This window comes from uncultured Holdemanella sp. (assembly GCF_958348295.1).
GTDB lineage: Bacteria > Bacillota_I > Bacilli_A > Erysipelotrichales > Erysipelotrichaceae > Holdemanella.
Genome location: NZ_CATVYQ010000013.1, coordinates 16,940 through 41,321, shown reverse-complemented (window position 1 = coordinate 41,321; position 24,382 = coordinate 16,940). Strand labels below are relative to the sequence as shown.

The window sequence follows — 24,382 nt, the reverse complement described above, 5'->3', positions numbered from 1 at the left end:
TCAACTATTCATTTAAAAATTCAATTGTAGTTATACATTTTTTACAAAGTTAAGGAAATAATCTTAAATCACGAAATTTTGAAGATTATTTCATGCGTAATCACTAGAAGTTGATTAAGAAATTGACTTTTTTTTTTTCTTGACTATACTATTCATGGAATTAAATATCGAATATATATTTATACTATGTGTATTATATATAAATGATATAGGAGATGATCTTATGAACAACCATATGGACATTCCATGGCATGAATATACGAATAAAGATTCAAAAGTTAAGATTGAAAATGCAAGTCTTACAGAAAAATCATCCGTTATAGGAAGAATTGGATTGATGCTTCTAGCCTGTGGTACAGGTGCCTGGCGCGTTAGAAGTTCAATGAACACCATTGCCAGTGAACTAAATATTACATGTATTGCCGACATTGGACTGACAAATATTTCCTACACATGCATTGATGGAATTAAGTCCCATGCCCAATCCTTGTCTTTACATAATACAAGTGTCAATACATCTAAACTTGCTCGTATGGAAGACTTTGTCTATCACTTTAAAGACGAATGTAAAACATGTACATGCAATGAGATTCACAATCAATTAGACCAAATCGAAAGCATTCACTCTAGCTACTCCCCCATTATTCTAGGATTAGCTGCAGCTCTTGCCTGTAGCTGTTTTACCTTTCTACTTGGAGGAGGCCCCATTGAAATGCTTTGTGCCTTTGTTGGTGCAGGACTTGGCAATACACTTCGAATGAAACTGATCAAACACAACTACACCCTATTTTTAAATGTTGCTGCCAGTGTTTCCTTAGCCTGCCTTGCCTATGCCTTATTATTTAATTTTTTAGAAACTTGTTTTGGCATAGCCACACAACATGAAGCTGGATACATCTGTTCTATGCTTTTCATCATTCCAGGCTTTCCTTTCATTACAAGCGGTATTGACTTAGCTAAATTAGATCTTCGTTCTGGTCTTGAAAGACTTGCCTATGCCATCATCATTATTTTAGCTGCAACACTAACCGCATGGATCTGTGCTTTAGTCTTACATCTTCAACCTGTAGACTTTGTGAAACTACACATTTCAACATCCACCAAATTACTATTAAGATTATTAACAAGTTTTGGAGGCGTATTCGGATTCTCCATCATGTTTAACAGCTCTAAAAAAATAGCCGCAAGTGCCGGATGCATTGGAGCCATCGCAAACACATTACGACTAACACTTGTCGATTTATCTTTACCCGCTGCAGCTGCAGCCTTTATTGGCGCATTAACAGCCGGACTACTTGCCTCTATGATTAAAGGAAATACAGGATATCCTAGAATTGCCATAACCGTACCATCCATTGTGATTATGGTCCCAGGTTTATACATGTATCGAGCTATCTATAATCTCGAGCTTGCATCTACCATGTCAATTGGAGCTAACTGGTTCATTCAATCTTTATTGATCGTTTTGGCCCTTCCAATGGGACTTATATTTGCCCGTATCTTAACCGATCCCTCATTTCGATATTGCACATAAAAATGCTGAACTTAATCGTTCAGCATTTTTTGTATACATTCATATAAGATACTATTTGAAACTTCAATATTCTTCTCTAAATTATGTTCAAAATGTGTAAATGGTAAAAATACACCTACACAATACTTTCCTTTAAAATCCCCACAATAGAAGAATGCATTATACAACAAATCTTCTAGCTTCATCATAGAATCCCACAAGTTTGAATAGATCTGTGCATCACTTAACTTTTCATGAACCTCTTCAGGCATTTCTTGAACAACTAGAATACCTAAATGTGATTCATTTTTAATTGTTTTAATCGACATATCCTCTTTAAAACTATGCTGTTCTAAAAAACCATACGCTAAGTATCGATTTTTTTCTACAAGCTTTTTAAACATATGCTTCTTTAAATCTGGAATATGAATATCACTTTCTATAATATTTCCATTTTCATCACTTAAAAGAATTGGATTCTCTTTTCCTTTATCATTAAATCGTAATGGAATTAAAAATGCGTTTCTTAATAAGTCAAACATACTATTGCCACATACAGCCATTAAAAATGCCGATAGATCTTTGTTTTTATATGCAGTAAATAGTGCATTAGTAAATACTTGTTTATCTACAAGTACCCTCTCTTCTTCTACACCTGAATCCTCATCACAGGCAACACCTTCATAAAAGGCATCCATTAATCGTTTACAAGCTCTAGGATCCTTGGCAATCTTATCAAATAAAGCCTCTGCCTTTTCTTCCCTTGGAAAAATTGTTGGCATACTTATCACTTCTTTTCTAGTCCTTTGGGCAAACAGATACAAGAAGTCTTCCTTTAACACACCTTTTGTATCTGTTTTGATGGCTTGCCTACTCAGACTAAAAGTATTATACTAACACCTATAAAATATGTGAAATGTATATTTTAAATATGCATTATATAAAAATTATATGGAGGTTATACAATGACACTAGACTATTACCGCATCTTTTATTATGTAGCTAAATATAAAATTATGTAGCTAAATATAAAAGCTTTTCAAAAGCTGCTAAAATCCTACACAACAACCAGCCTAACATTTCAAGAACCATGAACAACATAGAAAGTGAATTTGGATGTAAGCTTTTAGTACGCTCCCATTCAGGAATTACTCTAACACCTGAAGGTGAACAACTCTATGAACATGTTGCGATAGCGATTGAACAACTTTATCAAGGAGAAAGTGAAATTCTTTCAAATAAAACCTTAGAACATGGACACATCTCAATTGGCGTTAGTGAAACGGCTCTAAATATCTTTTTATTATCCAAGCTTGAACATTTCCACAAAGCCTATCCCCACGTTAAAATCAAATTATCCAACCACTCCTCTATTCAAGCTGTTGACGCCTTAGAAAAAGGAATTGTCGATATTGCCGTAGTCACAAGTCCGATAAACATCAAAAAGCCATTACATACTACTTCACTCTACTGCTTTGAAGAAATATTAATTGGTGGAAAAGAATATGAAAGCTTAAGCAATGAAATTCTAGACATCCAACAAATCTCGCATTATCCATTTATTACCTTAGGCAAAAACACAAGTACATATACCTATTATTCAAACTTGTTCTTAAATCAAAAAATCCCTTTTCATACCGATTTAGAAGTGGCTACTGCCGATCAAATATTTCCATTAGTCAAGCATAACCTAGGCATTGGATTCTATCCAAAAGAATTGATTTCAAAAGATTCTGATATTTTTGAAATTCAAACAAATATTAAAAATCCTGAACGAGAAATTCTTCTTGTCCAGGATGCAAGTCGAGCAACCAATATTGCCACACAAAAATTCATTGATACGCTTTCTTTATAATTCAAAGTTTACTAAAGTCCTACTCATTATTTTAATTTATGCAAATAATTCAGGGGGACTTTTTTTGTTAACCAGACTCCATTTACAGATCTATAAAACTCATACCCATCCTCATGCATTTGTTTTGAGTTAATCTGAAAAATCACTACTTTTCCATGCCTTGCACCAACTATTTTTGCAGTATCCATATCGTTTGATAAATGAACATATAATCTAGACATTGGAAGCAAACCCTCCTGTTCAATAGAATTCACATACTTTTCTGCAGTTCCATGCCAAAGAATATCAGGTGGAGTGACTTTTTTTAGTTCTACATCTACTGAAATCGAATGCCCCTGATTTGCCCTAATTAATGTTTTATCATCATTAAACGAATATCTTTGTTTATTATCAGTAGAAACAATTTCTTCCAAATCATCTTTAGAGAAACTATATTGCACGTTAATTCCTTTTATAAGTTTTTCAACATTAGCCCAACCATGTTCATCCAATTCAATTCCAATTGTTTCAGGTTTATGCCTCAATATTAACGCTATATATTTACTAATTTCAGTTTTATTTTTCATACAATTACTCCATCTTCCCTTAGTCTAACACAACCTCGGCATTGGATTCTATCCAAAAAATTCTGATATTTTTGAAATTCACATAAATATTAAAAATCCTGAACGAGAAATTCTTCTTGTCCAGGATGCAAGTCGAGCAACCAATATTACCACACAAATATTAATTAATACTCTTTCTTTATAATTCAAAATTTACCAAATATGCATCACATGCTGCATCACTAAACTTACAATCGTGATTCCACACCAACATGTTGCACCAACCGCAATTGGCTTTCCACCCGTTTTGATCAACTGAATTACATTGCTGTTAAGTCCAATGGCTGCCATAGCCATAATGATCAAAAACTTAGATAATTCTTTAAGTGGTGCAAATACACTAGAGTCTACTCCTAAATTTACACATACGGTTGTAAAGATTGCTGCCAAAATAAAATAAAGTATAAACATTGGAAAGGCACGTTTCAAACTAAAGTTTGATGCTTGTCTTTCTTTTTTTGCACGAACAAAAGATAGTCCAAGTGTAATTGGAATAATCGCAAGAGTACGAGTCAACTTTACTGTTACTGCCTTATTTAATGTGGCACTACCAAGACCCCACATACTATCCCAAGTAGAAGCTGCAGCCGTTACACTTGATGTATCATTAATGGCTGTTCCTGCAAAAATACCAAAGGCATCGCCATGCATTGTATCAAAGCCAAGTGCTTTTCCTAACATTGGAAAGAAAATAGCGGCTAATACATTAAAGAAAAAGATAACTGCGATAGATTGGGCAATCTCATCATCATCCGCATCAATCACAGGTGCCGTTGCCGCAATGGCAGAACCCCCACAAATCGAAGAACCAACACCAACAAGAATCGACGTATTTGAAGGCACTTTCAAAACTTTCTTCATGATCCACGCAAGCACTAAGGATGTAGTAATTGTACAAAGAATAATTGGTAAAGATTGTTTACCCGTTTCAAAAATAACACCTAAATTCATTCCAAATCCAAGTAATACAACAGCCGTCTGTAAAACTATCTTAGAAGTCCATTTAATACCAGCTTCTGCTTTTCCTTTATCATTCCAAAACATCGCGATAATCATTCCTGCAAGAATCGCAATGACAGCCCCACCAATGACTGGAAACATCTTTCCAATGATCCATGATGGAATCGCAATTAAAAGACAAACCAAAATGCCTTTTCCATATTTATTTACAAAATTCATTTAAAATTCCCTCCATGCGAAGAATTGTATCACTATACAACAATAAGGTAAAATTATATAATTCTATTGAACAATAATTATTTCTTATCAATAGAGGTACCTATGCTAGATTATCGAACAAAGACATTTCTTACTGTATGTAAGACTTTAAATTTTACAACAGCCGCCAAACAATTAAATATCACACAACCTGCCGTATCGCAACACATCCATTTCTTAGAAAAACAATACAATACCACATTATTTGCATACAAAAATAAAGAGTTATCACTAACTCCTTCTGGTAAAATACTATATAAGCATCTATTAGCCATGAAAAATAATGAACAAGCCATAATGAATGAAATCAACAATATCACATCCTACATTGAAACTCTCTCCATTGGTGTAACTATGACCATTGGTGAATATGCGATTATTGATAAATTGGCAAACTTTATTATTCATCACCCAGAAATCAATATTCACCTTCATTATGGCAACACATCTAAACTGCTCGAATTACTTGATCAAGGTCAAATCAGTATGGCTATTGTCGAAGGAAATTATCCAAAAGAAAACTATTCTCACATAAAATATAGCACAGAAGACTATATTGCCGTCTGTGCTACATCCCATCAATTTAATAAAGAACCTCATACCATTCATGATCTAATATCTGAACATCTTTTAGTGCGTGAAAAAGGTTCTGGAACAAGAAATATTCTTGAACAAAGCCTAATTGCCCATGGTCTACATATTTCAAATTTCACACATTATACACAAGTTGAAAATATGCATACCATCATGAATCTATTGAAAAAAGATTGTGGAATTTCTTTCCTATATAAGATAGCTGTAGAAAAAGAATTAAAATCAAAAGAACTCAAAGAAATTAGTTTAGGCGATTTTAAACTACAACATGACTTTGACATCATCTGGCAAAAAGAAAGTATCTATGCCAATAAATATCTATCAATCAGTGAAGAATTTATTTAACTTCCTTTAAAATTTCTTCAGCAGTGACTCCAAATAGCTTAGCTAAAGCCATTAGATTCGTTGTACTTGGATCCGATGCACCACTTTCCCATTTTGATACAGCCTGTCTTGAAACACCTAAAGACTCTGCCACAAATTCTTGAGTCATTTTGCGTTGCGTACGATATCTTTTAATCACTTCTCCAAGTGACTTTGCACTCTCTGCTTTCTCTTTTCTAACAGGTTCAGATTTAATATATTTCTTTAACGCCCTAACAACCAACACAAATAAGTATATAAATGCGACACCAACTACAAAATACATCAACAAAAAAATATAAGCTATAAATACAGTTGCCTTCATAATACATATTTTCTCCTTTTCACCATCATTATACGGTAATTCATTGCGGTTGCTCTACCAACTATTTGTCAACTTTACACTGCCATCACATAGATTTGACAAGGATTATTTTCATCCCACAACGAATTCAGGACTTCAAATTCTTTAAATCCAAGTGAAATATAAAATCGATTTGTACAATCATAATCTTCATACATTCCCATCTTCACCGTTTTTACCTGAATAAACGAATACCCACTTTCCTTTACACTTTCCTTTGCGTATTCAAATAGTGCTCTTCCAATTCCTTTACGATGATATTCTTTTAACACACCCATTACAGCAAGTTCAATTGTATCTTTACCCGTTTGTTTAAGATACAAAAATCCAACAACCTTATCTTTTTCCATAGCACAAAAGAAATCTTTTCCTACACTATCAAGAATATATTCTTCTCTTGCTTCTACAATTCCAAACCACTCAGGCAATGCTTCTAAAATAGCTCTTGTAATTTTCTTTTTTTCTTTATCATTTATAACTTTAATAATCTTCATATTCATACTTCCTTTACTATTGGCTAAAAATTAAATCTAGTTTATATACACTTTCTCGCAAAGCCATGATAACCTTGATCAAACAATTCCTTTAGTCTTGTATATCCACCTAATATCCACTCTTTAGCTAAGTAGATCTTTCCAACATACTTTTCCCAACACAACAAATCAAAAATCATATGGTGTCTTCCATTCAAATCTTTAAGTACAAACGCATCATTGGGTTCTTTGCAACCTACAACTAAATCCAAAACAATATCATCTAATTCATTGGGCCAATCCTTAAACAAAGTATCCCAAATCCTTTTGTTTGTAAGAACAAAATCCTTCACATGATGTATGATTTCATCTTTTATCTTAGAAACGATTTCTGCTTTATCTTTTTCAGGCTCTTGAAATATATTTCTATCGGCCTGCCTATAAATGAATAAAGATGAGTATTTACTAATATCTTCCCCATTTAAATAAACATCCACGATTTCGGTATTTATAATCATACTCTATTCTCCTTCATATAGAAAAACACTACAAGTGTAGTGCTATTATTTCTCATATTTATCTTTCTTACAAAAGCTTTTAAAAGGACATCTTTCACATTCTGGATTTCTTGAATGACAAAGATAGCGACCAAAAAATATAAAGTCATGATGACCTTGATTCCATCTTGAACGATCGATTTTTCGTTTTAGTTTTTCCTCAACCTTTTCAACCGAATCATTATATTTGGCTAAACCCAAACGCTTACTGACACGATTGACATGGGTATCTACCGCAAAGCTAGGAATATCGAAAGCTACACTACGAACGACATTCGCTGTCTTTCTTCCAACACCTGCTAAAGACATTAAATCCTTATATGTGTAAGGTACTTGTCCATGATATCTTTCAACTAAATCTTTACTTAGATTTGAAATGGAGCGAGCCTTATTACGATACAAACCAATTCTTTTAATGTATGGCTCTAATTCAGAAACTGTAGCCTCTGCCATCTTTTCTGCCGTAGGATACGCCTTGAATAATGCAGGCGTTACTTTATTCACCATCGCATCCGTTGTTTGTGCACTAAGTACCACCGCAACAATCAATTGAAATGCAGATTCATGATACAATTCACACTTGGCATTCGGAAAAATCTTTTCCATTTCATCCAAAATTTCATTCGCATTCATCGTTTACCATTCTCTATATCCTCAGTTGACAAACCTTTTTGTTGCCAATTCTGTAGAATTCTTTCAATATAATTTAAATCACAAGCCTCATTACAAACAGCTTCATTTAATGCGCAAATCACACGACGTTCATCATACATACTTGCCATATCAATAATTCTTTGCATTTCCGATGAAGATAGTGGACGCGCAAACTCCATCTCAAACTGTTCTAATAAAGAACGATCGATGGCAGTGTTATTTGTATTTGAAAGTTCAAAGATTCCTTCAATATTAAAAATCAAAGATCCATTCGCATAATCTAAAGTTAAATAGCCTTTATCTGATAATTCCGTAAAAATATCTTCTACTTCATCCACACTAATCTTTAACTTTTCACTAATCAATTCATGATCAATTGAAATATGCTGCTGGTTGAAAAAATCAATCAACAATACGACTAATATTTCTTTTGGTTCTAGAACAAGATCTTGTAGATGATCAATGATCCAAGTTCTACGATCTACATAAGGTGCATTAAAATCAAAATCAGCCATTATTGTATCTTCCTTTCATAAACACGTTCAAAACTATCATAATCTAAAAGAATCATTTTATTTGATCCACGAACTTCATATACCGGATTGTTGTAGCCATACCCAAGTACAATTGATTCACATTTGATCTTATAATTCTTTTTCGCAATACGCTTTGCCTTTTTATAATTCAAAGTCTCGATATCTCTTGAAGTAATCAATTTAGACTTTGCATTATACCAATATAAAGTCGTATCATCATACCCCTGATACGTTGTGTAATCAAAGACATGCTCACTAATTCCTTTTATATGTTTGTTTTGTTTTTCTATTTTCTCAACTCTTTGCGCATAAATCTGTTCCTTGACACGATTAGGTCCACTAATAAACTCCGACCAAAGCACAAGTAATATAAGAACAAGAATGATAACTAATCCAAGTGTCGTTTTTGTTCCATGTTGTTTTTTATGTCTACGTCTTAGTTTCATCCTTATCCCTCCTTTTTTACTATATACGCATCAACCAGTTTTCAATTAATTTAGCCGATTGTGCACTTGCCTTAGAAACATATGTAGAGAATTCCATTGGATTTTCATTATGATGCACAACATCACTTAAACAACGCACAATCACAAATGGAATATTAAATTTTGTGGCAACAGCACCAATTGCTCCTGCCTCCATTTCCGAACAAATTGAATCTGGGAAATTGTTCATCAGCTTTTCAAAATCTTCATCTCTAGACATAAATAAGTCTTGAGAAGCAATCGTACCTACATGATAACGAATCTGCATAGCCTTTGCCGCTTCAATACAACTTTGGCTCAATTTTTCATGACTATTATACACCAATCCAACACCTGAAGGACCATCTAATGGACTTGTATCATAATCGGCTTGAATAACCTTATCACTAATCACAATATCCAACACTTGTTCATCCTGTGTTAATCCACCAGCTGTACCTACATTGATAATACTATCCACATTTTCTTGCATACACAAAATAGTACAAGACATAGCCGCATAAGCCTTACCTACACCACTCTTGCATAAAACTACATCTTTACCTTGCCATTTTCCATAAGTTAATGTACATCCTGCAATTGTCTTTGTATGATCTACTACATCCATACGCTTTTCAAATTCAAGAATTTCAGCATCCATTGCCGCTACAATACCAATCATTCTTGTACCTTCTTTCTACATACATAAAAATACTTTTCACCAGGCGCAATACCCTCAATATCAAAGTCAGTTGTGACTTTTAAAATATCAAAATACTTTGATAAAGTCTTAGCCAACCATTGTGGATCATATACCCTTTGAATATGATGCTCCTGAACTACTCTATCTTTCATATAAAACGCAAAATCTTGATATACATAATCATCCTCAGCCATGATTGACCATTGGTATTGACAACCATCTTCAAAAGCACCTGTCTCATTATATTCAGAATCAAACTCTTCTAAACGATCCAAAGAATGTGTATCAAAGAAGAAAAGTCCATTTGATTTTAAATGTTGACTGACTTCATGAAAGAACGCATCAATTTCTTCTTTTTCTAAAATATAGTTAAAACTATCACACAAACAGAAAATACCAGAATATGAGTTTAAATTACTTAAATTACGCATATCCTGACATAAAAACTCAATCGAACCCTCTAAGTTTTTACTTTTTGCCTGCTTGACCATTTCCTCACTCAAATCAAGAGCTGTCATCGTATATCCTTTTTGTGCAAGCATCTCTGTGATTTCTCCACTACCACACGCAAGTTCTAAACAATCACAAGGTGCAAGCTCACTCTCAATCCAAGAAACCCATTCTCTAGATGCCTCTTCATCTTTTACTAAAGCATCATAATAATGTGCCAATGTATTATAAATCATATGTTTTTACTGGAACATCCGAATATAAACGGTCCAGATTATAAACCTGCCTTTCCTCATTCACAAATAAATGGACTATCACTTCTTTTAAATCAATTAAAAGCCATTTTGAACCCGAGTCACCCTCGATATGCATATCTCCCATATATCCAGCTTCTCTTAAACGATCCTTAATATTTTGTGCAATCGCATTATTCTGACGAATATTCGTAGTCGAACAAACAATCATTGAATCCATAAAAGGAGTCAAACTCGTTACATCATATACACGTACATCTTGTGCTTTCTTTTCACAGATCGCATGAACTACAATATCTAAAATCTCCATGTCTAACCTCTCTTTAAATACTCACGGTTTTGTTGAACCACCAAATCAAATCCTTCTTTAATATCTTTGTTGCAAATTTCAATCAACTTACTAGAATCATATCCACGCAAAGGATCTAATTTATCTGCACAAAATACCATCATCGCATAAGGATCTTTACTCGTTCCTAACACATGATGATAGATCGCATTATAAATAATTGGATCATCAATCAAAAAAATATCTTTCGTGACAGCAGCCCCTACAAAGCCATGCCATACAGCTACAGGATATTCCATGTTTTCAGGACAAATACTATTCATCCATTTTACCATCTCATCCTTTGGCATATATTTAGCTATATCATGAAACAAACCAATATAATACGCAATATGCATATCATAACCATTGTTCAACGCAAAATCTTCACAAAGTTTGGCAACCGATAAAGAATGTTTATATCTTTTTTCCGTTAATCTAGCCGCCACAAAATCCTTCACATACAATCGGTTTCGATAGATATAACGCAAAACATCTTCAGGTAAATAATTCAATTTATTTCCCAAACGAATTTCTGAACTTGAAACTGGGACCGAAGGCATCCGCATACACATAATGTCATATTTTGATTCTGAAAGCTTTCCCTCTCTATCAAAACATACAAAATGAGCCATCTTTACAAGTTCATCCGCATGATACCACTTATCAAACTGCTCCAATTGATCATTACCAATAATCCAATAAAATTCATGTTCAGGATAGGTTTTAATCAATTTTTTAAGCGTATCATACGTATAGCTTTTACCAGCTCTTTCAAGCTCAAGCATACATACTTTAAATCTTGGATTTTTCTGAACCACCAAATCAATCATAGCCAAACGTTCTTGATCCAATGTCAATTCACGATCTTTTAAGGGCGTACTTGAAGTAGGCATAAACCACACTTCATCAACTTGTAAAGCTTGTAAAGACTGATTGGCCATTTGAATATGTCCATTATGGATTGGATCAAAAGACCCTCCTACAATGGCAATTCTCATTTTTTAAGCCCCAATTTATTTTCTTTACTTCTTCTATACAACAAGAAAGTATGTCCTACAATATGAACCACTTCACTACCTGTTGCGCTTGCACATTCAATAGCTGCCTCACGCACATCCACTGGACATGTCTTTAATAAATTACATTTTACTAATTCATGTGCCTCTAATGAATCGGATAAAGTATCCATTAAATTATCACTCAAACCATCTTTTCCAATCTGGAATAATGATTTATAATCCATTCCTAATTTTCTTAAATATTTTTTATTTTGACTTGTTAACATTAAATCATCGCCTTTCTAAACGTTACTTGAATTCCCTTATGTACTTTTACATATACATCTTTTACTTGTCCACTAATACAGAACCATCCAATACCATGAATACAAACATCCATCTTTTCACCTTCAAGTTTAGGTGCATGGAACGTATGCATCGTTAGTAAGGAAGTATCTACACATGGCACTAACATACCATTTAAATGTTTTTGCCACAAGGCATCCGCATTACTTAATTTTCCTCTATGAATCGATAAAGAACGAGAAAAATATCCAACTACTGTTGCCTTACCACTTACCACTACATCAAGTCTTGCCAAACCTGCAGCCGCAAATGACTGATCTTCAAAGATTTGTGAAACAAATGGTCGAATTGGCTTTGTCGGAATCACCGTCTTTAAATCTTTTGGTTGAAGATACGTTAATAAAGAATGTGTATTCTCAATGCCTGGCGTATCATAAATCGTATAATCCTCAAAAGGAATTGGAACTAAGTCCAATGTTGTTCCTGGATTTTGAGAAGTAGTTAGGTCTTTTGTTGCCAATAAATGATTCAACACAGTCGATTTACCAGCATTGGCAACACCCATAAAAATCACGTTTCGATTTTTACGATATTTTAAGATCGCATTCACAATACGCGATGAATATTCTCTAGATTTATCATTTTCCTTTAACAGATAACCGCAAATCACAATATCCTTCACAATAATATTTTCTTCATGAAGACGATGCTTCACAAAGTTGATGATTTTTTCATCGGTTAAAGTTGTCGGCAAAACATCACGCTTCGTTAATACCATGACAATATCTTTACCAGGAAGTTTCTGATTTAAACGCGAAATTAAGTTAGCCTCAAACGCAAATAAATCTACAACCCAGAACACAACCCCATCAATCTTATTGATTTTTTCTAATGTTGCGTTGGACTCAATCCCTTGCTGCATATTGATTGTCACATCACCATAATGACGAATACGATAACATCTTTGACAATAAGAAGCATCTAAAGTAGGAACATAGCCTAGTGCATTTTCATCTTCATTTTGTAGTAAAACACCACAACCCTTACAATATTTAGTCATCAAATTCACCTCGTTTCAATAATTTTTTCTTTTCTAAATAACCATATATTAATTCTTCAAAGAAACGAAACACCTTTGTGATATTTCGATCCTTTATCGCAATTGGAGCTGTTAATATTGTATACAACCCCCAAATATTTCCACCTAATATATCTGTATACATTTGATCGCCCAAAATCGCAATCTGATTGGCCTTTAAACCATGATCTTTCATTGCCTTCTTAAAACAAAAAGGAAATGGTTTACATGAAAATGGATATGTTTTTGAAACCGGAAGATGCTTACCAAAATTCTTACCCCTAGAACTTGGAGAATTTGAACAAAGCGCAACTTCAATTCCATTCCTTTTTAACTTATGAATGAATTCAATCACATCCTGGTTTGGACACTCTTCATCATACGCCGCTAATGTATTGTCAATATCACAAAGTAATAATTGAATTCCATGATCATGTAATCTTTGTATATTCAAAGTTTTAAAACTCTGAACATAATAATTCGGTGCAAAAATATTCATTAGAAATCCCCTTTGGCAAAGTATTCAATTAGATGCTCAGCACTACGAATACCATCAATAGCACTTGTCATAATACCACCTGCATATCCACTACCTTCACCACTCGGATATATGCCTTGAATATTTGAAATATAAGATTCTTTATCACGTACTAAACGCACACTACTGCTGCTTCTTGATTCCACAGCACTCAATATAGCACCAGTCGAAACAAAGCCAGGCACCTTCTTTTCAAAATGTTCTAAAGCTTCATGTAAGGCTAAATTGACTTCTTTTGAGAATAAATCATTCAAATCACAGAATGTTGTACCAATTGAATACGTTGGTAATACCGATTCAAATTGTTTAGACACTCTATTCTCTAAATAATCCTTGGCCAGCTGTACACAAGCTTTATAATCATGTCCCATATCAAAAGCTTTCTTTTCCAAGTCTTCCTGATATTTTAAGCCGGCAAACAACTCGTTACCATAATCCGAGTCATTGATCTGCACAAGCAATGCACTATTGGCATTTTCACCACTACGACTTGCATAAGACATACCATTCACAACCAATTGTTCTTTTTGGCATGAACTAGGAATGACATATCCTCCCGGACACATACAGAATGTATAAACACCTTTTGAATTGGAAGCTGTATATGTCAATTGATATCGTGCAGGAATCAATCTTTCGTCTTGACTATACTCATGAAGCATAGCTTCATTGATATATTTTTGTTTATGTTCAATGCGAACACCTACCGCAAATGGTTTATTTTCAATATGAAGGCCATGTTGATGAAGCATTAAAATTGTATCACTTGCACTATGTCCAGTTGCCAAGATCAAAGCATTACAATCTACCCATTGTTCATTAAAATAGATTTGTTTTAAAGTGTCATTTTCTACTTTGATATCTTCTAGCTTTGTATCAAAATAGAAAGTTCCACCCAATTTTTTGATTTCTTCACGACAATTTTTAATAATGGACAAGAAGGCATCTGTACCAATATGAGGATGTTGATCAACCAATATATCTGATTTGGCCCCAAAAGATACCAGTTCTTCCAATATTTTACGACACAAAGAATCCTTTGATCTTGTCGTTAGTTTTCCATCACTAAAGGCACCAGCTCCACCTTCGCCAAATTGAACATTACACTCTTCATCTAATATTCCATTTTCCCAGAAAGTTTCTACCTTTTGTTTACGAACATCCACTTTAGATCCTCTTTCCAAAATAATAGGTTTATACCCATATTGCGCAAGAATCAAAGCTGCAAACATGCCGGCTGGACCAAATCCAACTACAACAGGTCTAGCCGATAATGGATGTTTACCACTCTTTACTGGATGATATGTTTCATCGGGTGTTAATAAAACATCTTTTAATTTTAAAAGTTTCTTTTCATTTTTTACTTTACAATCTACGACATACGAAAACAAGACCCTCTGGTGGCGTGCGTCCACACTTTTTCTATGTACGTGCCACTGCAAAAGGTCTTCTTTACGGATTCGCAGTTTTTTTAAGATCTGTGCTTCAATATCATTTTCACTCGCACATTTCACTTGAAATAATCGAATCATAAGCTTACAGTAATTTTTTTAACATCGGATATTGATCCTGATAACGAGTCACAAAACCAGCTAAACATTGTGCACATGCCAAAGTTAAGAAATATACAACTAAATGTGCATGTGGCATCAAAGCTAAGAAGATTTTGGCAAACAAAATATGTGAAGTATAAATCATCAATGAATCGTGGCGTAAAATTGTAAACATTTTACGATATGGAATATTGACCTTCAATAAATAATTCACTAAGAAATATACAGCTGGAACTAAACAAATATACATACTTGTTAGATCACGCAAAATATTAAAATGACGATATAGAGCTACTTCACAAAACAATAATACAAAACTAATCAAGAAAGCAAGTAAGCTTACTTTTTTAGGTAAACGACGTGTTCTTGAAAGCAATAAACCCATAGCAATAAACATAGGGCCAAAGAAAATTCCATTTCTTGCGGTTGATAATGCTTTCGTAAAGAATCCAAATAAGAAAGAAATATAAGGTAAACTTTCCCATACTGGTGTATACACATTAATTAAATAACCCACAACATATAATGCGAATGTAATAATCAATGTAAAATTCAAGCCTTTTTTCTTATACAAATAATACACGATCACATCCGCCAACATTAAGGCTGGTAAAAACCACAAGTGATAATAACTTCCATTAAAGATAAAATCTCTAACGTATGTGAATAAATACGATATGCGAAAGCCATTGTGTGTATAATCAAAAATCGTATATGGCAAATAAATAATTGTCCATATCAAATAGATTCTAAAAAGACGAAATAATGCTTTCTTTAAACGAGCATCATTCACATCTTCATTTTCCAAGTCATAATTTCTAAAGAAGAAAAACCCGCTTGTTATAAAGAAAAATGGAACAGCCAAACGACATACAGTATGAATAAAGTACGTGTTAAATGTTTCTGATATTTCTAAAAATGGAAATGTATGAATACATACAACTAACAATGCTGAAACATAACGCGCTATATCTATTGATGCATACTGTCTTTTCATGAGCGCACCTTTAATCTAGGTACACGAGAAGAAATAGAAGTCAAAGTTTCATTGTTGATTGTATTAGTCATACGACTAATCTGATCCACAGTAACCACTTCATTTCCTTGATGACCAACGATGCATACCTCATCGCCTTCTTTAACATCTTCTACTTCTGTAACATCGATCATACATTGATCCATACATAAATTTCCAATCACCTTACATCTTTGACCATGTACCAATACTTCGAATCCTTGGTTAGATAATAAACGAGGCAATCCATCCGCATAACCAATACTCATAGTCGCAACTTTTGTTGGTTTTTCAGCTATAAAATGACGACCATAACTTACACTTTGTCCTGGATAGATCCATTTCACTAAACTTACATTAGCATACATAGACATGATTGGAATAAAATCAGGATTTGTCTTGATTTTAATATGATCATCGCTTGTAACACCCATATATAATAAACCAGGTCTACAATATTCATATTCAAGTTCTGGATAATTCAAAATACCATAGCTATTTTGAAGATGACGAATCCCTGGGTCTATACCTTGTGATTTTAATAAATCAATCACTTCATCAAACAATTGAATTTGTTTTTTTGTAAATTCTGTACAATCCTCATCTAAACAATCACTAACTGGAAAATGTGAAAAAATGCCTTCTACACATAAGTTTTCTAAGCGATACTCTTCATAAATATCCTCAATATGTTTATCTTGTTCTTGATAAACAATACCCGTTCTGCACATACCCGTATCCACTTTACAATGGCAACGAATTTTTACATTGTTTTCTTTAGCATATGCATTTAATTCTCTAGCATATTCAATCGATACTAAAGATTGAACAATATTTTGTTCATGAAGATAATGAAAATGCATGCTTGGTGTGTATCCTAAAATCAAGATGTTATCTTGGATTCCCGCATTTCTAAGATTCAAGGCTTCATCAATACTTGAAACTCCAAAATAATCCACTCCACATTTTTGTAGAGCTTTAGCACATGCGATATCACCTAAGCCATACGCGTTAGCTTTCACAATACCCATGATTTTTGTGTTTTTTACAAGCTTTCGAACCTCATTCACATTATGACGGATCGCATCATAATCAATTTCAGTCCAAGCACGACTATAAGCTTCTAGCATGCTCCAATCGTCCTTTGCATAGCTAGTTCAACTAGCTTATCAATTAAATCCGCAAATTCAACACCTGCTTCTTTCATCATAGAAGGATAACGAGAAGTCGCTGTTAATCCAGGAATTGTATTCAATTCATTCAAGATTACTTCTTTATCTTCTGTCACAAACATATCTACACGTGCCATTCCGCAGCAATTCATCGCAATATATGTTTTACGAGCTAATTCTTGAGCTTCTTTAAATGTTTTTTCATCAATACGAGCCGGACAATAAATAGCGGCTCCTTTCATTTCATATTTTCCTTCAAAATCGAAGAATCCACCAGTGATTTCAATTTCATCAACAGACCCAGTAAAGATTTCTTCATTTCCCATAACCGCACAACCAATTTCAAAGCCTTTAATCACTTTTTCTACTAAAATCTTACCTCTACCATCATAGAAGAATGCATCTTTACATGCACTTTCAAATTCTTCTTTATTATTAACAAAATGTACGCCATAGCTACTTCCTGCATTACATGGTTTAACAATCCATGGCAATGCGATTTGTTCTTGAATTTGTTCAAATGTTGGATTTTCTCTATTGGCATATAAACAAATATAGTCAGCACAAGGAATATTGGCTTCTTTACATAGAATATGCATAATTTCTTTGTCCATTGACATAGCACTCGACATTACATCACAACCTACATAATGAATGTTCATCAATTCAAGCAAACCTTGAATCAATCCATCCTCACCATTTTTACCATGTAATACAGGGAATACACAATCCAATTTAATCACTTTGTTTGAACCATCTAATGGCATAATTCCCCCATTTACCCATGCACAAGATACACAAGATTTTTCATTTTCCCATGTATCATGTTCAATTGAATCAACTTCCCCATTATATAAATAGAAATGTCCATTTTTATTAATACCAATTAAAGTCATATCATAGTTATCTGCATGAATCTGACGTAAAAAGGAAGCAACAGAATGTAATGAAACTGAATATTCACTACTTTGTCCCCCAAATACGACACCTAAACGTAATTTACTCATTATTTTTCCCCCTAAAAGCATCCACTAATGTATCCATTTTCATAGCTCTTGAACCTTTGATCATAATAACACAATCTTCTTCTAACAAAGGTTTACAAGTCTTGTATATCTCATCTTTTGTTTCATACCATTTTCCAGAAAAACCAGCGGCCGTTTCTTTTGAAAGAGGACCTGTACAGTATAACTCGTCCACACCTTTTTCTTTGGCATAAACACCCACATCATAATGAAGTTGTTTTTCTTCACTACCAAGATCTAGCATATCCGATAAAATCGCAATATGTTTATTTGCCGGCAATTCCATTAATGTATCAATAGCGGCTTTAGCACTTTCTGGATTTGATTTATATGTATCATCCAGAATATAGGCGTTTTCAACCGGAATCAATTGTGTACGCATTTTTGTCATCTCTAAATTAGCCAATCCATTCAAAATCGATTCTTTCTTTAAATGCCAAGCCTTTGCGATAAAAATACACGGCAATGCGTTCATTGCTTGAAAATCACCAAATGCTCGTAAATGAACTGGTTCATCTAAAATATTACAGTTAAATACAATTCCGTCTGTATCATATGCAATATCACTAGTAATTGAAACATCTCCACCTTGACCAAATGAAACAATTTTTTTGTTTTCTGTATCTAATGAAGGAAGTACTTCTTGAATTTCCTTGCTCTCACAATTATAAAGGAACAATCCATTTTCTTTTGTACCTTCTAAAATTTCACATTTAGCTTGTGCAATTTGTAGCTTTCCGCCTAAATTTTCCATGTGAGCCGAACCTACAGAAGTAATCACAGAAATGTCAGGCTGTGCAATAGAAGTTAATTGCGTAATTTCACCTTTATTTTCCATGCCCATTTCTAAAATCGCAACTTCGATATCTTCATCAAAATCAAAAATCGTTAAAGGAAGTCCAATTTCACTATTACGATTCCCTTGCGTTTTTTGTGTTTTTTTCTCTTGTGAGAAAATACTATATAACATATCTTTGCAGCTTGTCTTTCCATTAGAGCCAGTTACACCAATAACTAAAGGATGTAACTCATCCAGATATGCTTTTGATAGATCCTGCATAGCTTGAAGTGTATCATCCACTAAAATAACAGGAAAATCTGGATATGGAAGATGGTCCTTTTGCCACAAACTAATTAAAGCTCCATCTTCAATTGTTTGTTTAGCAAATGTATGTCCATCCACTCTTTGACCAATAATTGGTACATATAAAACATCTTTTGTCACTTGTCGCGAATCAATCACAACACCATGAATTTTTTTTGTATCATCAATATCACCATGCACACTTGCATGCATCATATTTGTTATTTCTTGAATGGTTTTTACAATCATCTCAAAACCTCCGCTTAGTTTACATTATAGCATAAAACTACATATCAATATTTATATTTCATGAAAAATCCAAATTTTCCCATTTTTAAGTCTCACAAGCCCATTCATTTTTATAATATGAGACAAAAAAGCAAAAAAAGTGGGGCAAAAATACTACTTTTATGTAATATCACATATTTTCCCACAATTTTCACATTTTATTTGACACAACTTATGATATACTTCTATACAAGCAAGGAGTTTGAAGACCTTGCCGGTATGAAATCAGTTAATGGTATTCATACTATTTTCTATCCCCTTATTGAAAAGCCAGACACCCCCTTAGTCTGGCTTTTCATTTTGTCTAAAACGATGTATTATTTTTAAATAAGGAGGATTCATTATTATGTGTATTTTTTGTATGATTGCTAACGGCGAAATTCCAAGCAATAAAATTTATGAAGACGAAAGTGTAATCGCATTTCTAGACATCAACCCTACTTCTTATGGACATACACTTGTTGTTCCTAAAGAACATTGCGATTCTTTTCTAGATTGTCCTGATGAAACAAGAAATCATGTTTTTGAAGTTGCTAATAAACTTGCCAACAAATTAGAACAAGCCTTGCATTGTGATGGTATCAACATCTTAACTAATGTACATGAAGCAGCAGGACAAAGCGTCAAGCATTTCCATGTCCATTTAATTCCACGTTATAAAGATCACGATAGCGTTACGATTGAATTTCATGAAATTGAAAAACCAGATTTTGAAGAATTAATGAATAAACTAAAATAAAGAAGTCAATGACTTCTTTATTTATTTTCTTCTATTTGATATTTTGATGAATAGACACGATCTACATAACCACTAAAATCTTTATTATTCAATTCATCTTGCGTTAAATATGCTTTTTCACCATATATATTATGTACATCAATTTCATTTGAATCATTAATATTTGGAATACATACCATATAATAAAGAATTTCAGACGAATAATTCATGGATATGATATACGTAAAACGATCACTATTATTTTTTTGGTTTGACTTAAGATACGCAGAATATACAATTTTCATTTTCTCAAGTCCTGGAGTCTTTTCTTCTTTTCCATCTAATTTATAAATAGATTCCTGATTTTCTTTTACATAATCTAAAGCTACACTTCTTCCCTCTTTGATCAAAGCTTTTGGAATATCCTGCAAAGAATGATATCGATTGGCAAGTCCTTCAACCACAATATCTGTTTCAACACTCTTAGGCTGATAATGATATTGATTGGCCAAAGCCTCATCATATGTGGCACTTACATGAATTGTATCTCCATTTGAAAGATTTGAATTTGGACTCACTTCATATTCGACTGAATTTAAAAAATCCTGCATTCTTTGATTCAATTCCCCCTGTTTTGCACTTACGACAACACTTGCATTCCCATTTTCTCCAACATAGGCATATTGCGCATTATCCATAATATCCACTTCCACATTACGTAAAAAGAAGAAATAAGCAATCAAAATAAGAATTGTTACCATACCTAGTAGGCTGATAAAATATATGAATTTATTCTCTATCTTTTGTTTATCCATCATAAAACTCCTAATCAAAATATTGTGCATTTTCAATCGCATTCGAAACATACAATAATAAATCCACATCGATCTGGTCTTGTATAATTTCCTTTGCATCATGAATACACGTTTCCATCATTGCCTGATCTTTTTCAAAATCTCCAAACACCAAACAAGGCATACCACTTTGTCTTATTCCTAAAATATCACCTGGACCGCGCATATGCAAATCATAATTTGATACTTCAAATCCATCTTTTAATTCTTCCATCTTTTTTAAACGCTCAATAGCCTGCGGATCATTCGATGCTGACAACAAGAAACAATAGCCCTGATTCTTATCTCGAGCCACACGTCCTCTTAATTGATGAAGTGTACTAAGTCCAAAGCGATGGGCATCATAAATAACCATTACACTTGCATTCGCCACATCGATTCCAACTTCAATAACCGTTGTAGAAACAAGTATATCCAACTCATGATTCGAGAATTTTTCCATTGTTTCCTCTTTTTCTTGACTTGTCATCTTTCCATGCAACAAACCAATACGCACCCCTTTTAGTGTTTTAGTCATTCCTTCATAAATCTCAAACACATTACGCATCTTATACTCATCATTTTCTTCAATTGCAGGACACACGACATAACATTGTCTTCCTTCTTTAATAAAGTTTAAAACATCTTTTAAACAAGGTGCCATACTCGAAGTTTTAAAATACTTTGTGATAACCGGCCTTCTACCTTCAGGCATTGTATGAATCGAACTAATATCCATATCTCCATATAAGAAATGTGCATACGTTCTAGGAATCGGTGTGGCTGACATCATTAAAAAATCAACACACTTTCCTTTTTCTAACAAAGACCTCCTTTGTTTCACCCCAAAACGTTGTTGCTCATCCGCAATCACAAGACCTAGTTTATGAAAAACAACATTTTCCTGGAATAAAGCATGGGTTCCCACAACATTAAAAATCTCACCTTTTTCAAGTTTCTCCAAGATTTCTTTTTTTTCTTTAGTCGGCAAGCTTGAAACGTATAAAGTAGCATCTAAACCTAATCTATGCATATTTTCAACATGTTGTCTTGCCAAGATTTCAGTTGGAGCTAATAATGCCGATTGATATCCTGCAAGTTGGTTAGCATACATGCTGATTTGGGCCACGATTGTCTTTCCACATCCAACATCGCCTTGTACAAGTCGAAACATCACATTTGTACTTTTTAAATCATATAGAATATCATCAATACTTGAAAGCTGATCTTTTGTCAATTCAAAAGGAAGATTTGATATCCAATTTTTTATAGTGCGAACCGAGAATTTCTTTTTAGTTTTGATTTCTTTCTTTTCATGCATCGACTGCATTACACATTGAAAGCACAAAAACTCCTCATACTTTAAAGTACGAATAGCGGCATGCAGCTGCTTTTCATTTTCTGGAAAATGAATCCATTTATAAGCTGTGGAGATATCTAACAACTTATATTTTTCAATATATCTTTGAGGTACTCTTTGAGGCATAACATCCACATGTTTAAGCGCTTCTTTCATAATCGATTGTATATCCGATTGTTTTAAGCCTTCAATCAAGGGATACACAGGATGTAAACCCAATTGTTGATCTAAAGGTTTGAAATTATAAGTAGAAGCTAATACATTATTATTTCCTTGGTATTGGCCATAAATCGTAATGGTCTTGCCAAAACCAAACTGACTTGGCCATGGACGATTAAATAAAGTAATATTTAATTCTTCGTTCCAGGACATCACTTTAAATTTAGTCATCGAACGATTCTTAGATAAACGAATCACTCTTGCGGCTGAACAAATCAAGCCTTGAAAAACGACATTTTCTTTTTCGTTCCACTCGTTATAAGGCAAAGTTTGCACAGTATCATAACGCAAAGGATAATATTTCAATAAATCTTCAACCGTTAAGATATTCATCTTTACTAAAAGCCCCAGTCTACGACTGGTCATTTTCAATTCATTAATCTGCATCTAAAAGACTTCCCACATAAGAAACATAATTAAGTTCAAGAACACAATAGAAAAAGCCTACTAAAAAATTCATAAATAAATAGGTAAACATAGACGCAAGGCTAGATTGAAAGCTTACACCTAAAAATAAATACATCATCCAAGACATCATAGGATTACCCATATACATAGAGCCAACTAAAATGCTTTGGGCATTAAAACCTTGGGCTGCACTAAATAAACCACCTGACATTGTATCCAATACAACAATACAGATCAATAATGTACAATACCAGTTCAACATCGTTTTCTGATGTTTTTTTATGGCTGCCGGAATAAATTCCTTTAAATTTTTATCATGAATCAATCCATAATAGAAAATCAACTGGAATGGTACCATCATAACTAAGCAGAATGCACTCATAAGCTGTAACACTAACATTAAAACTGTATTATTTGCGCAAACACTTACAAGATTTGAAAGAATTCCACTCACAATCAAGATATAAATGCCTTGTAGTACCAATACTTTTAAAATCGCAGAAGCCGAAAAATTCTTTACTTTCCAGATCTTTGTACAAATAAAATAGAAACCTAAACTCGATAATAGGCTTAATCCAACTTCTAGGCTTTGTCTTAAATAGACATTCATACCGGAAGCACTCATCATTAAATAGGCAATGTTATATACAAAGCATAAGATCAAAGTTAATACAATTGTTTTATATATACTTCTAAAATGTAGTTTTGACATTAATTTTTTCATGCAAAAATCTCCTTTTTGGTTAAGATACATGTATTCTAATCCTTTGTCCAAATACAATTTGATTCAAATGACCAGAATCACATCCACAAGTATGTATCTGTGCTATAATATTAACAAATTTATGGAGGA

28 protein-coding genes are annotated in these 24,382 nt (G+C 33.5%); 4 read left to right on the top strand and 24 right to left on the bottom strand.

The window, feature by feature from the left end:
• Window positions 1-223 precede the first annotated feature (223 nt).
• Complete coding sequence (locus Q3907_RS03945) at window positions 224-1,534, top strand: threonine/serine exporter ThrE family protein (protein WP_301897330.1); 1,311 nt, start codon at window positions 224-226, stop codon at window positions 1,532-1,534.
• Between the two features lie 11 nt (window positions 1,535-1,545).
• Here the strand turns inward: Q3907_RS03945 and Q3907_RS03940 are convergent, their stop codons facing one another.
• Complete coding sequence (locus Q3907_RS03940; protein ID WP_295642560.1) at window positions 1,546-2,295, bottom strand: DUF4866 family protein; 750 nt, start codon at window positions 2,293-2,295, stop codon at window positions 1,546-1,548.
• A gap of 272 nt (window positions 2,296-2,567) precedes the next feature.
• On the opposite strand from Q3907_RS03940, the gene Q3907_RS03935 reads away from it, so the two are divergent.
• Window positions 2,568-3,368, top strand: a complete 801-nt coding sequence (locus Q3907_RS03935; protein ID WP_367881493.1) for a LysR family transcriptional regulator — start codon at window positions 2,568-2,570, stop codon at window positions 3,366-3,368.
• A gap of 26 nt (window positions 3,369-3,394) precedes the next feature.
• Here Q3907_RS03935 and Q3907_RS03930 read toward each other — a convergent pair whose 3' ends face one another.
• Together Q3907_RS03930 and Q3907_RS03925 are read right to left on the bottom strand one after the other, a co-directional pair.
• The gene (locus Q3907_RS03930; protein ID WP_301897329.1) at window positions 3,395-3,934 is read right to left on the bottom strand and encodes an RNA 2'-phosphotransferase; all 540 of its coding nucleotides are present in this window, start codon (window positions 3,932-3,934) and stop codon (window positions 3,395-3,397) included.
• Between the two features lie 192 nt (window positions 3,935-4,126).
• Window positions 4,127-5,152, bottom strand: coding sequence for a YeiH family protein (locus Q3907_RS03925; RefSeq protein ID WP_301897328.1), 1,026 nt, complete (start codon window positions 5,150-5,152; stop codon window positions 4,127-4,129).
• A gap of 102 nt (window positions 5,153-5,254) precedes the next feature.
• Here Q3907_RS03925 and Q3907_RS03920 point away from each other — a divergent pair, with 102 nt between their 5' ends.
• Window positions 5,255-6,130 (top strand): LysR family transcriptional regulator, encoded by an 876-nt coding sequence (locus Q3907_RS03920; protein WP_301897327.1) that lies wholly within the window; start codon window positions 5,255-5,257, stop codon window positions 6,128-6,130.
• Here the strand turns inward: Q3907_RS03920 and Q3907_RS03915 are convergent.
• The 18 genes from Q3907_RS03915 to murF form a co-directional block, all read right to left on the bottom strand.
• Window positions 6,123-6,473: a helix-turn-helix domain-containing protein gene (locus Q3907_RS03915; RefSeq protein WP_217797700.1), complete on the bottom strand. Its 351-nt coding sequence runs from the start codon at window positions 6,471-6,473 to the stop codon at window positions 6,123-6,125. The two genes, Q3907_RS03920 and Q3907_RS03915, sit on opposite strands and share 8 nt — an antisense overlap.
• Window positions 6,474-6,547: 74 nt before the next feature.
• The gene (locus tag Q3907_RS03910) at window positions 6,548-7,006 is read right to left on the bottom strand and encodes a GNAT family N-acetyltransferase (RefSeq protein ID WP_301897326.1); all 459 of its coding nucleotides are present in this window, start codon (window positions 7,004-7,006) and stop codon (window positions 6,548-6,550) included.
• A 41-nt stretch (window positions 7,007-7,047) separates the two neighbouring features.
• Window positions 7,048-7,503 (bottom strand): hypothetical protein, encoded by a 456-nt coding sequence (locus Q3907_RS03905; protein ID WP_301897325.1) that lies wholly within the window; start codon window positions 7,501-7,503, stop codon window positions 7,048-7,050.
• Between the two features lie 45 nt (window positions 7,504-7,548).
• Complete coding sequence (gene nth, locus Q3907_RS03900; RefSeq protein ID WP_003864417.1) at window positions 7,549-8,175, bottom strand: endonuclease III; 627 nt, start codon at window positions 8,173-8,175, stop codon at window positions 7,549-7,551.
• On the bottom strand, window positions 8,172-8,711 hold the full coding sequence (locus tag Q3907_RS03895) for a DnaD domain-containing protein (protein WP_301897324.1): 540 nt from the start codon (window positions 8,709-8,711) through the stop codon (window positions 8,172-8,174). The genes nth and Q3907_RS03895 overlap by 4 nt, the downstream gene beginning before the upstream one ends.
• Window positions 8,711-9,178 carry a hypothetical protein gene (locus Q3907_RS03890; protein ID WP_295562282.1) on the bottom strand — a complete coding sequence of 156 codons (468 nt, stop codon included), beginning with the start codon at window positions 9,176-9,178 and terminating at the stop codon, window positions 8,711-8,713. Before Q3907_RS03890 ends, Q3907_RS03895 begins: the two co-directional genes overlap by 1 nt.
• 19 nt (window positions 9,179-9,197) lie before the next feature.
• On the bottom strand, window positions 9,198-9,878 hold the full coding sequence (locus tag Q3907_RS03885; protein WP_295562283.1) for a 5'-methylthioadenosine/adenosylhomocysteine nucleosidase: 681 nt from the start codon (window positions 9,876-9,878) through the stop codon (window positions 9,198-9,200).
• Window positions 9,875-10,585, bottom strand: coding sequence for a class I SAM-dependent methyltransferase (locus tag Q3907_RS03880; RefSeq protein ID WP_301897322.1), 711 nt, complete (start codon window positions 10,583-10,585; stop codon window positions 9,875-9,877). Before Q3907_RS03880 ends, Q3907_RS03885 begins: the two co-directional genes overlap by 4 nt.
• Window positions 10,575-10,913 (bottom strand): ribosome silencing factor, encoded by a 339-nt coding sequence (gene rsfS / locus Q3907_RS03875; RefSeq protein ID WP_301897321.1) that lies wholly within the window; start codon window positions 10,911-10,913, stop codon window positions 10,575-10,577. The genes Q3907_RS03880 and rsfS overlap by 11 nt, the downstream gene beginning before the upstream one ends.
• A 2-nt stretch (window positions 10,914-10,915) precedes the next feature.
• Window positions 10,916-11,932, bottom strand: a complete 1,017-nt coding sequence (locus Q3907_RS03870) for a nicotinate-nucleotide adenylyltransferase (protein ID WP_301897320.1) — start codon at window positions 11,930-11,932, stop codon at window positions 10,916-10,918.
• Window positions 11,929-12,219: a YhbY family RNA-binding protein gene (locus Q3907_RS03865; RefSeq protein ID WP_003864424.1), complete on the bottom strand. Its 291-nt coding sequence runs from the start codon at window positions 12,217-12,219 to the stop codon at window positions 11,929-11,931. The genes Q3907_RS03870 and Q3907_RS03865 overlap by 4 nt, the downstream gene beginning before the upstream one ends.
• Window positions 12,219-13,298 (bottom strand): GTPase, encoded by a 1,080-nt coding sequence (locus Q3907_RS03860; RefSeq protein ID WP_295562055.1) that lies wholly within the window; start codon window positions 13,296-13,298, stop codon window positions 12,219-12,221. The genes Q3907_RS03865 and Q3907_RS03860 overlap by 1 nt, the downstream gene beginning before the upstream one ends.
• Window positions 13,291-13,815, bottom strand: a complete 525-nt coding sequence (locus tag Q3907_RS03855; protein ID WP_301897319.1) for a YqeG family HAD IIIA-type phosphatase — start codon at window positions 13,813-13,815, stop codon at window positions 13,291-13,293. The genes Q3907_RS03860 and Q3907_RS03855 overlap by 8 nt, the downstream gene beginning before the upstream one ends.
• Complete coding sequence (locus Q3907_RS03850; RefSeq protein WP_301897318.1) at window positions 13,815-15,386, bottom strand: NAD(P)/FAD-dependent oxidoreductase; 1,572 nt, start codon at window positions 15,384-15,386, stop codon at window positions 13,815-13,817. Before Q3907_RS03850 ends, Q3907_RS03855 begins: the two co-directional genes overlap by 1 nt.
• 4 nt (window positions 15,387-15,390) lie before the next feature.
• Complete coding sequence (locus Q3907_RS03845; RefSeq protein WP_301897317.1) at window positions 15,391-16,404, bottom strand: acyltransferase; 1,014 nt, start codon at window positions 16,402-16,404, stop codon at window positions 15,391-15,393.
• Complete coding sequence (gene alr / locus Q3907_RS03840; RefSeq protein ID WP_295562336.1) at window positions 16,401-17,552, bottom strand: alanine racemase; 1,152 nt, start codon at window positions 17,550-17,552, stop codon at window positions 16,401-16,403. The genes Q3907_RS03845 and alr overlap by 4 nt, the downstream gene beginning before the upstream one ends.
• Window positions 17,546-18,601 (bottom strand): D-alanine--D-alanine ligase family protein, encoded by a 1,056-nt coding sequence (locus Q3907_RS03835; protein WP_301897315.1) that lies wholly within the window; start codon window positions 18,599-18,601, stop codon window positions 17,546-17,548. Before Q3907_RS03835 ends, alr begins: the two co-directional genes overlap by 7 nt.
• Window positions 18,594-19,952: a UDP-N-acetylmuramoyl-tripeptide--D-alanyl-D-alanine ligase gene (murF, locus tag Q3907_RS03830; RefSeq protein WP_301897314.1), complete on the bottom strand. Its 1,359-nt coding sequence runs from the start codon at window positions 19,950-19,952 to the stop codon at window positions 18,594-18,596. Before murF ends, Q3907_RS03835 begins: the two co-directional genes overlap by 8 nt.
• A gap of 385 nt (window positions 19,953-20,337) precedes the next feature.
• On the opposite strand from murF, the gene Q3907_RS03825 reads away from it, so the two are divergent.
• Window positions 20,338-20,730, top strand: coding sequence for an HIT family protein (locus Q3907_RS03825; RefSeq protein ID WP_295642510.1), 393 nt, complete (start codon window positions 20,338-20,340; stop codon window positions 20,728-20,730).
• A 17-nt stretch (window positions 20,731-20,747) separates the two neighbouring features.
• On the opposite strand, the gene Q3907_RS03820 is transcribed toward Q3907_RS03825, so the two are convergent.
• The 3 genes from Q3907_RS03820 to Q3907_RS03810 are packed head-to-tail and all read right to left on the bottom strand — an operon-like array spanning window position 20,748 to window position 24,253.
• Window positions 20,748-21,524, bottom strand: coding sequence for a hypothetical protein (locus Q3907_RS03820; RefSeq protein WP_301897313.1), 777 nt, complete (start codon window positions 21,522-21,524; stop codon window positions 20,748-20,750).
• 10 nt (window positions 21,525-21,534) lie between these two features.
• Entirely contained in the window at window positions 21,535-23,508 is a 1,974-nt protein-coding gene (gene recG, locus Q3907_RS03815) for an ATP-dependent DNA helicase RecG (protein WP_301897312.1), read from the bottom strand.
• Window positions 23,498-24,253 (bottom strand): hypothetical protein, encoded by a 756-nt coding sequence (locus tag Q3907_RS03810; RefSeq protein ID WP_301897311.1) that lies wholly within the window; start codon window positions 24,251-24,253, stop codon window positions 23,498-23,500. The genes recG and Q3907_RS03810 overlap by 11 nt, the downstream gene beginning before the upstream one ends.
• Between the last annotated feature and the right edge of the window lie 129 nt (window positions 24,254-24,382).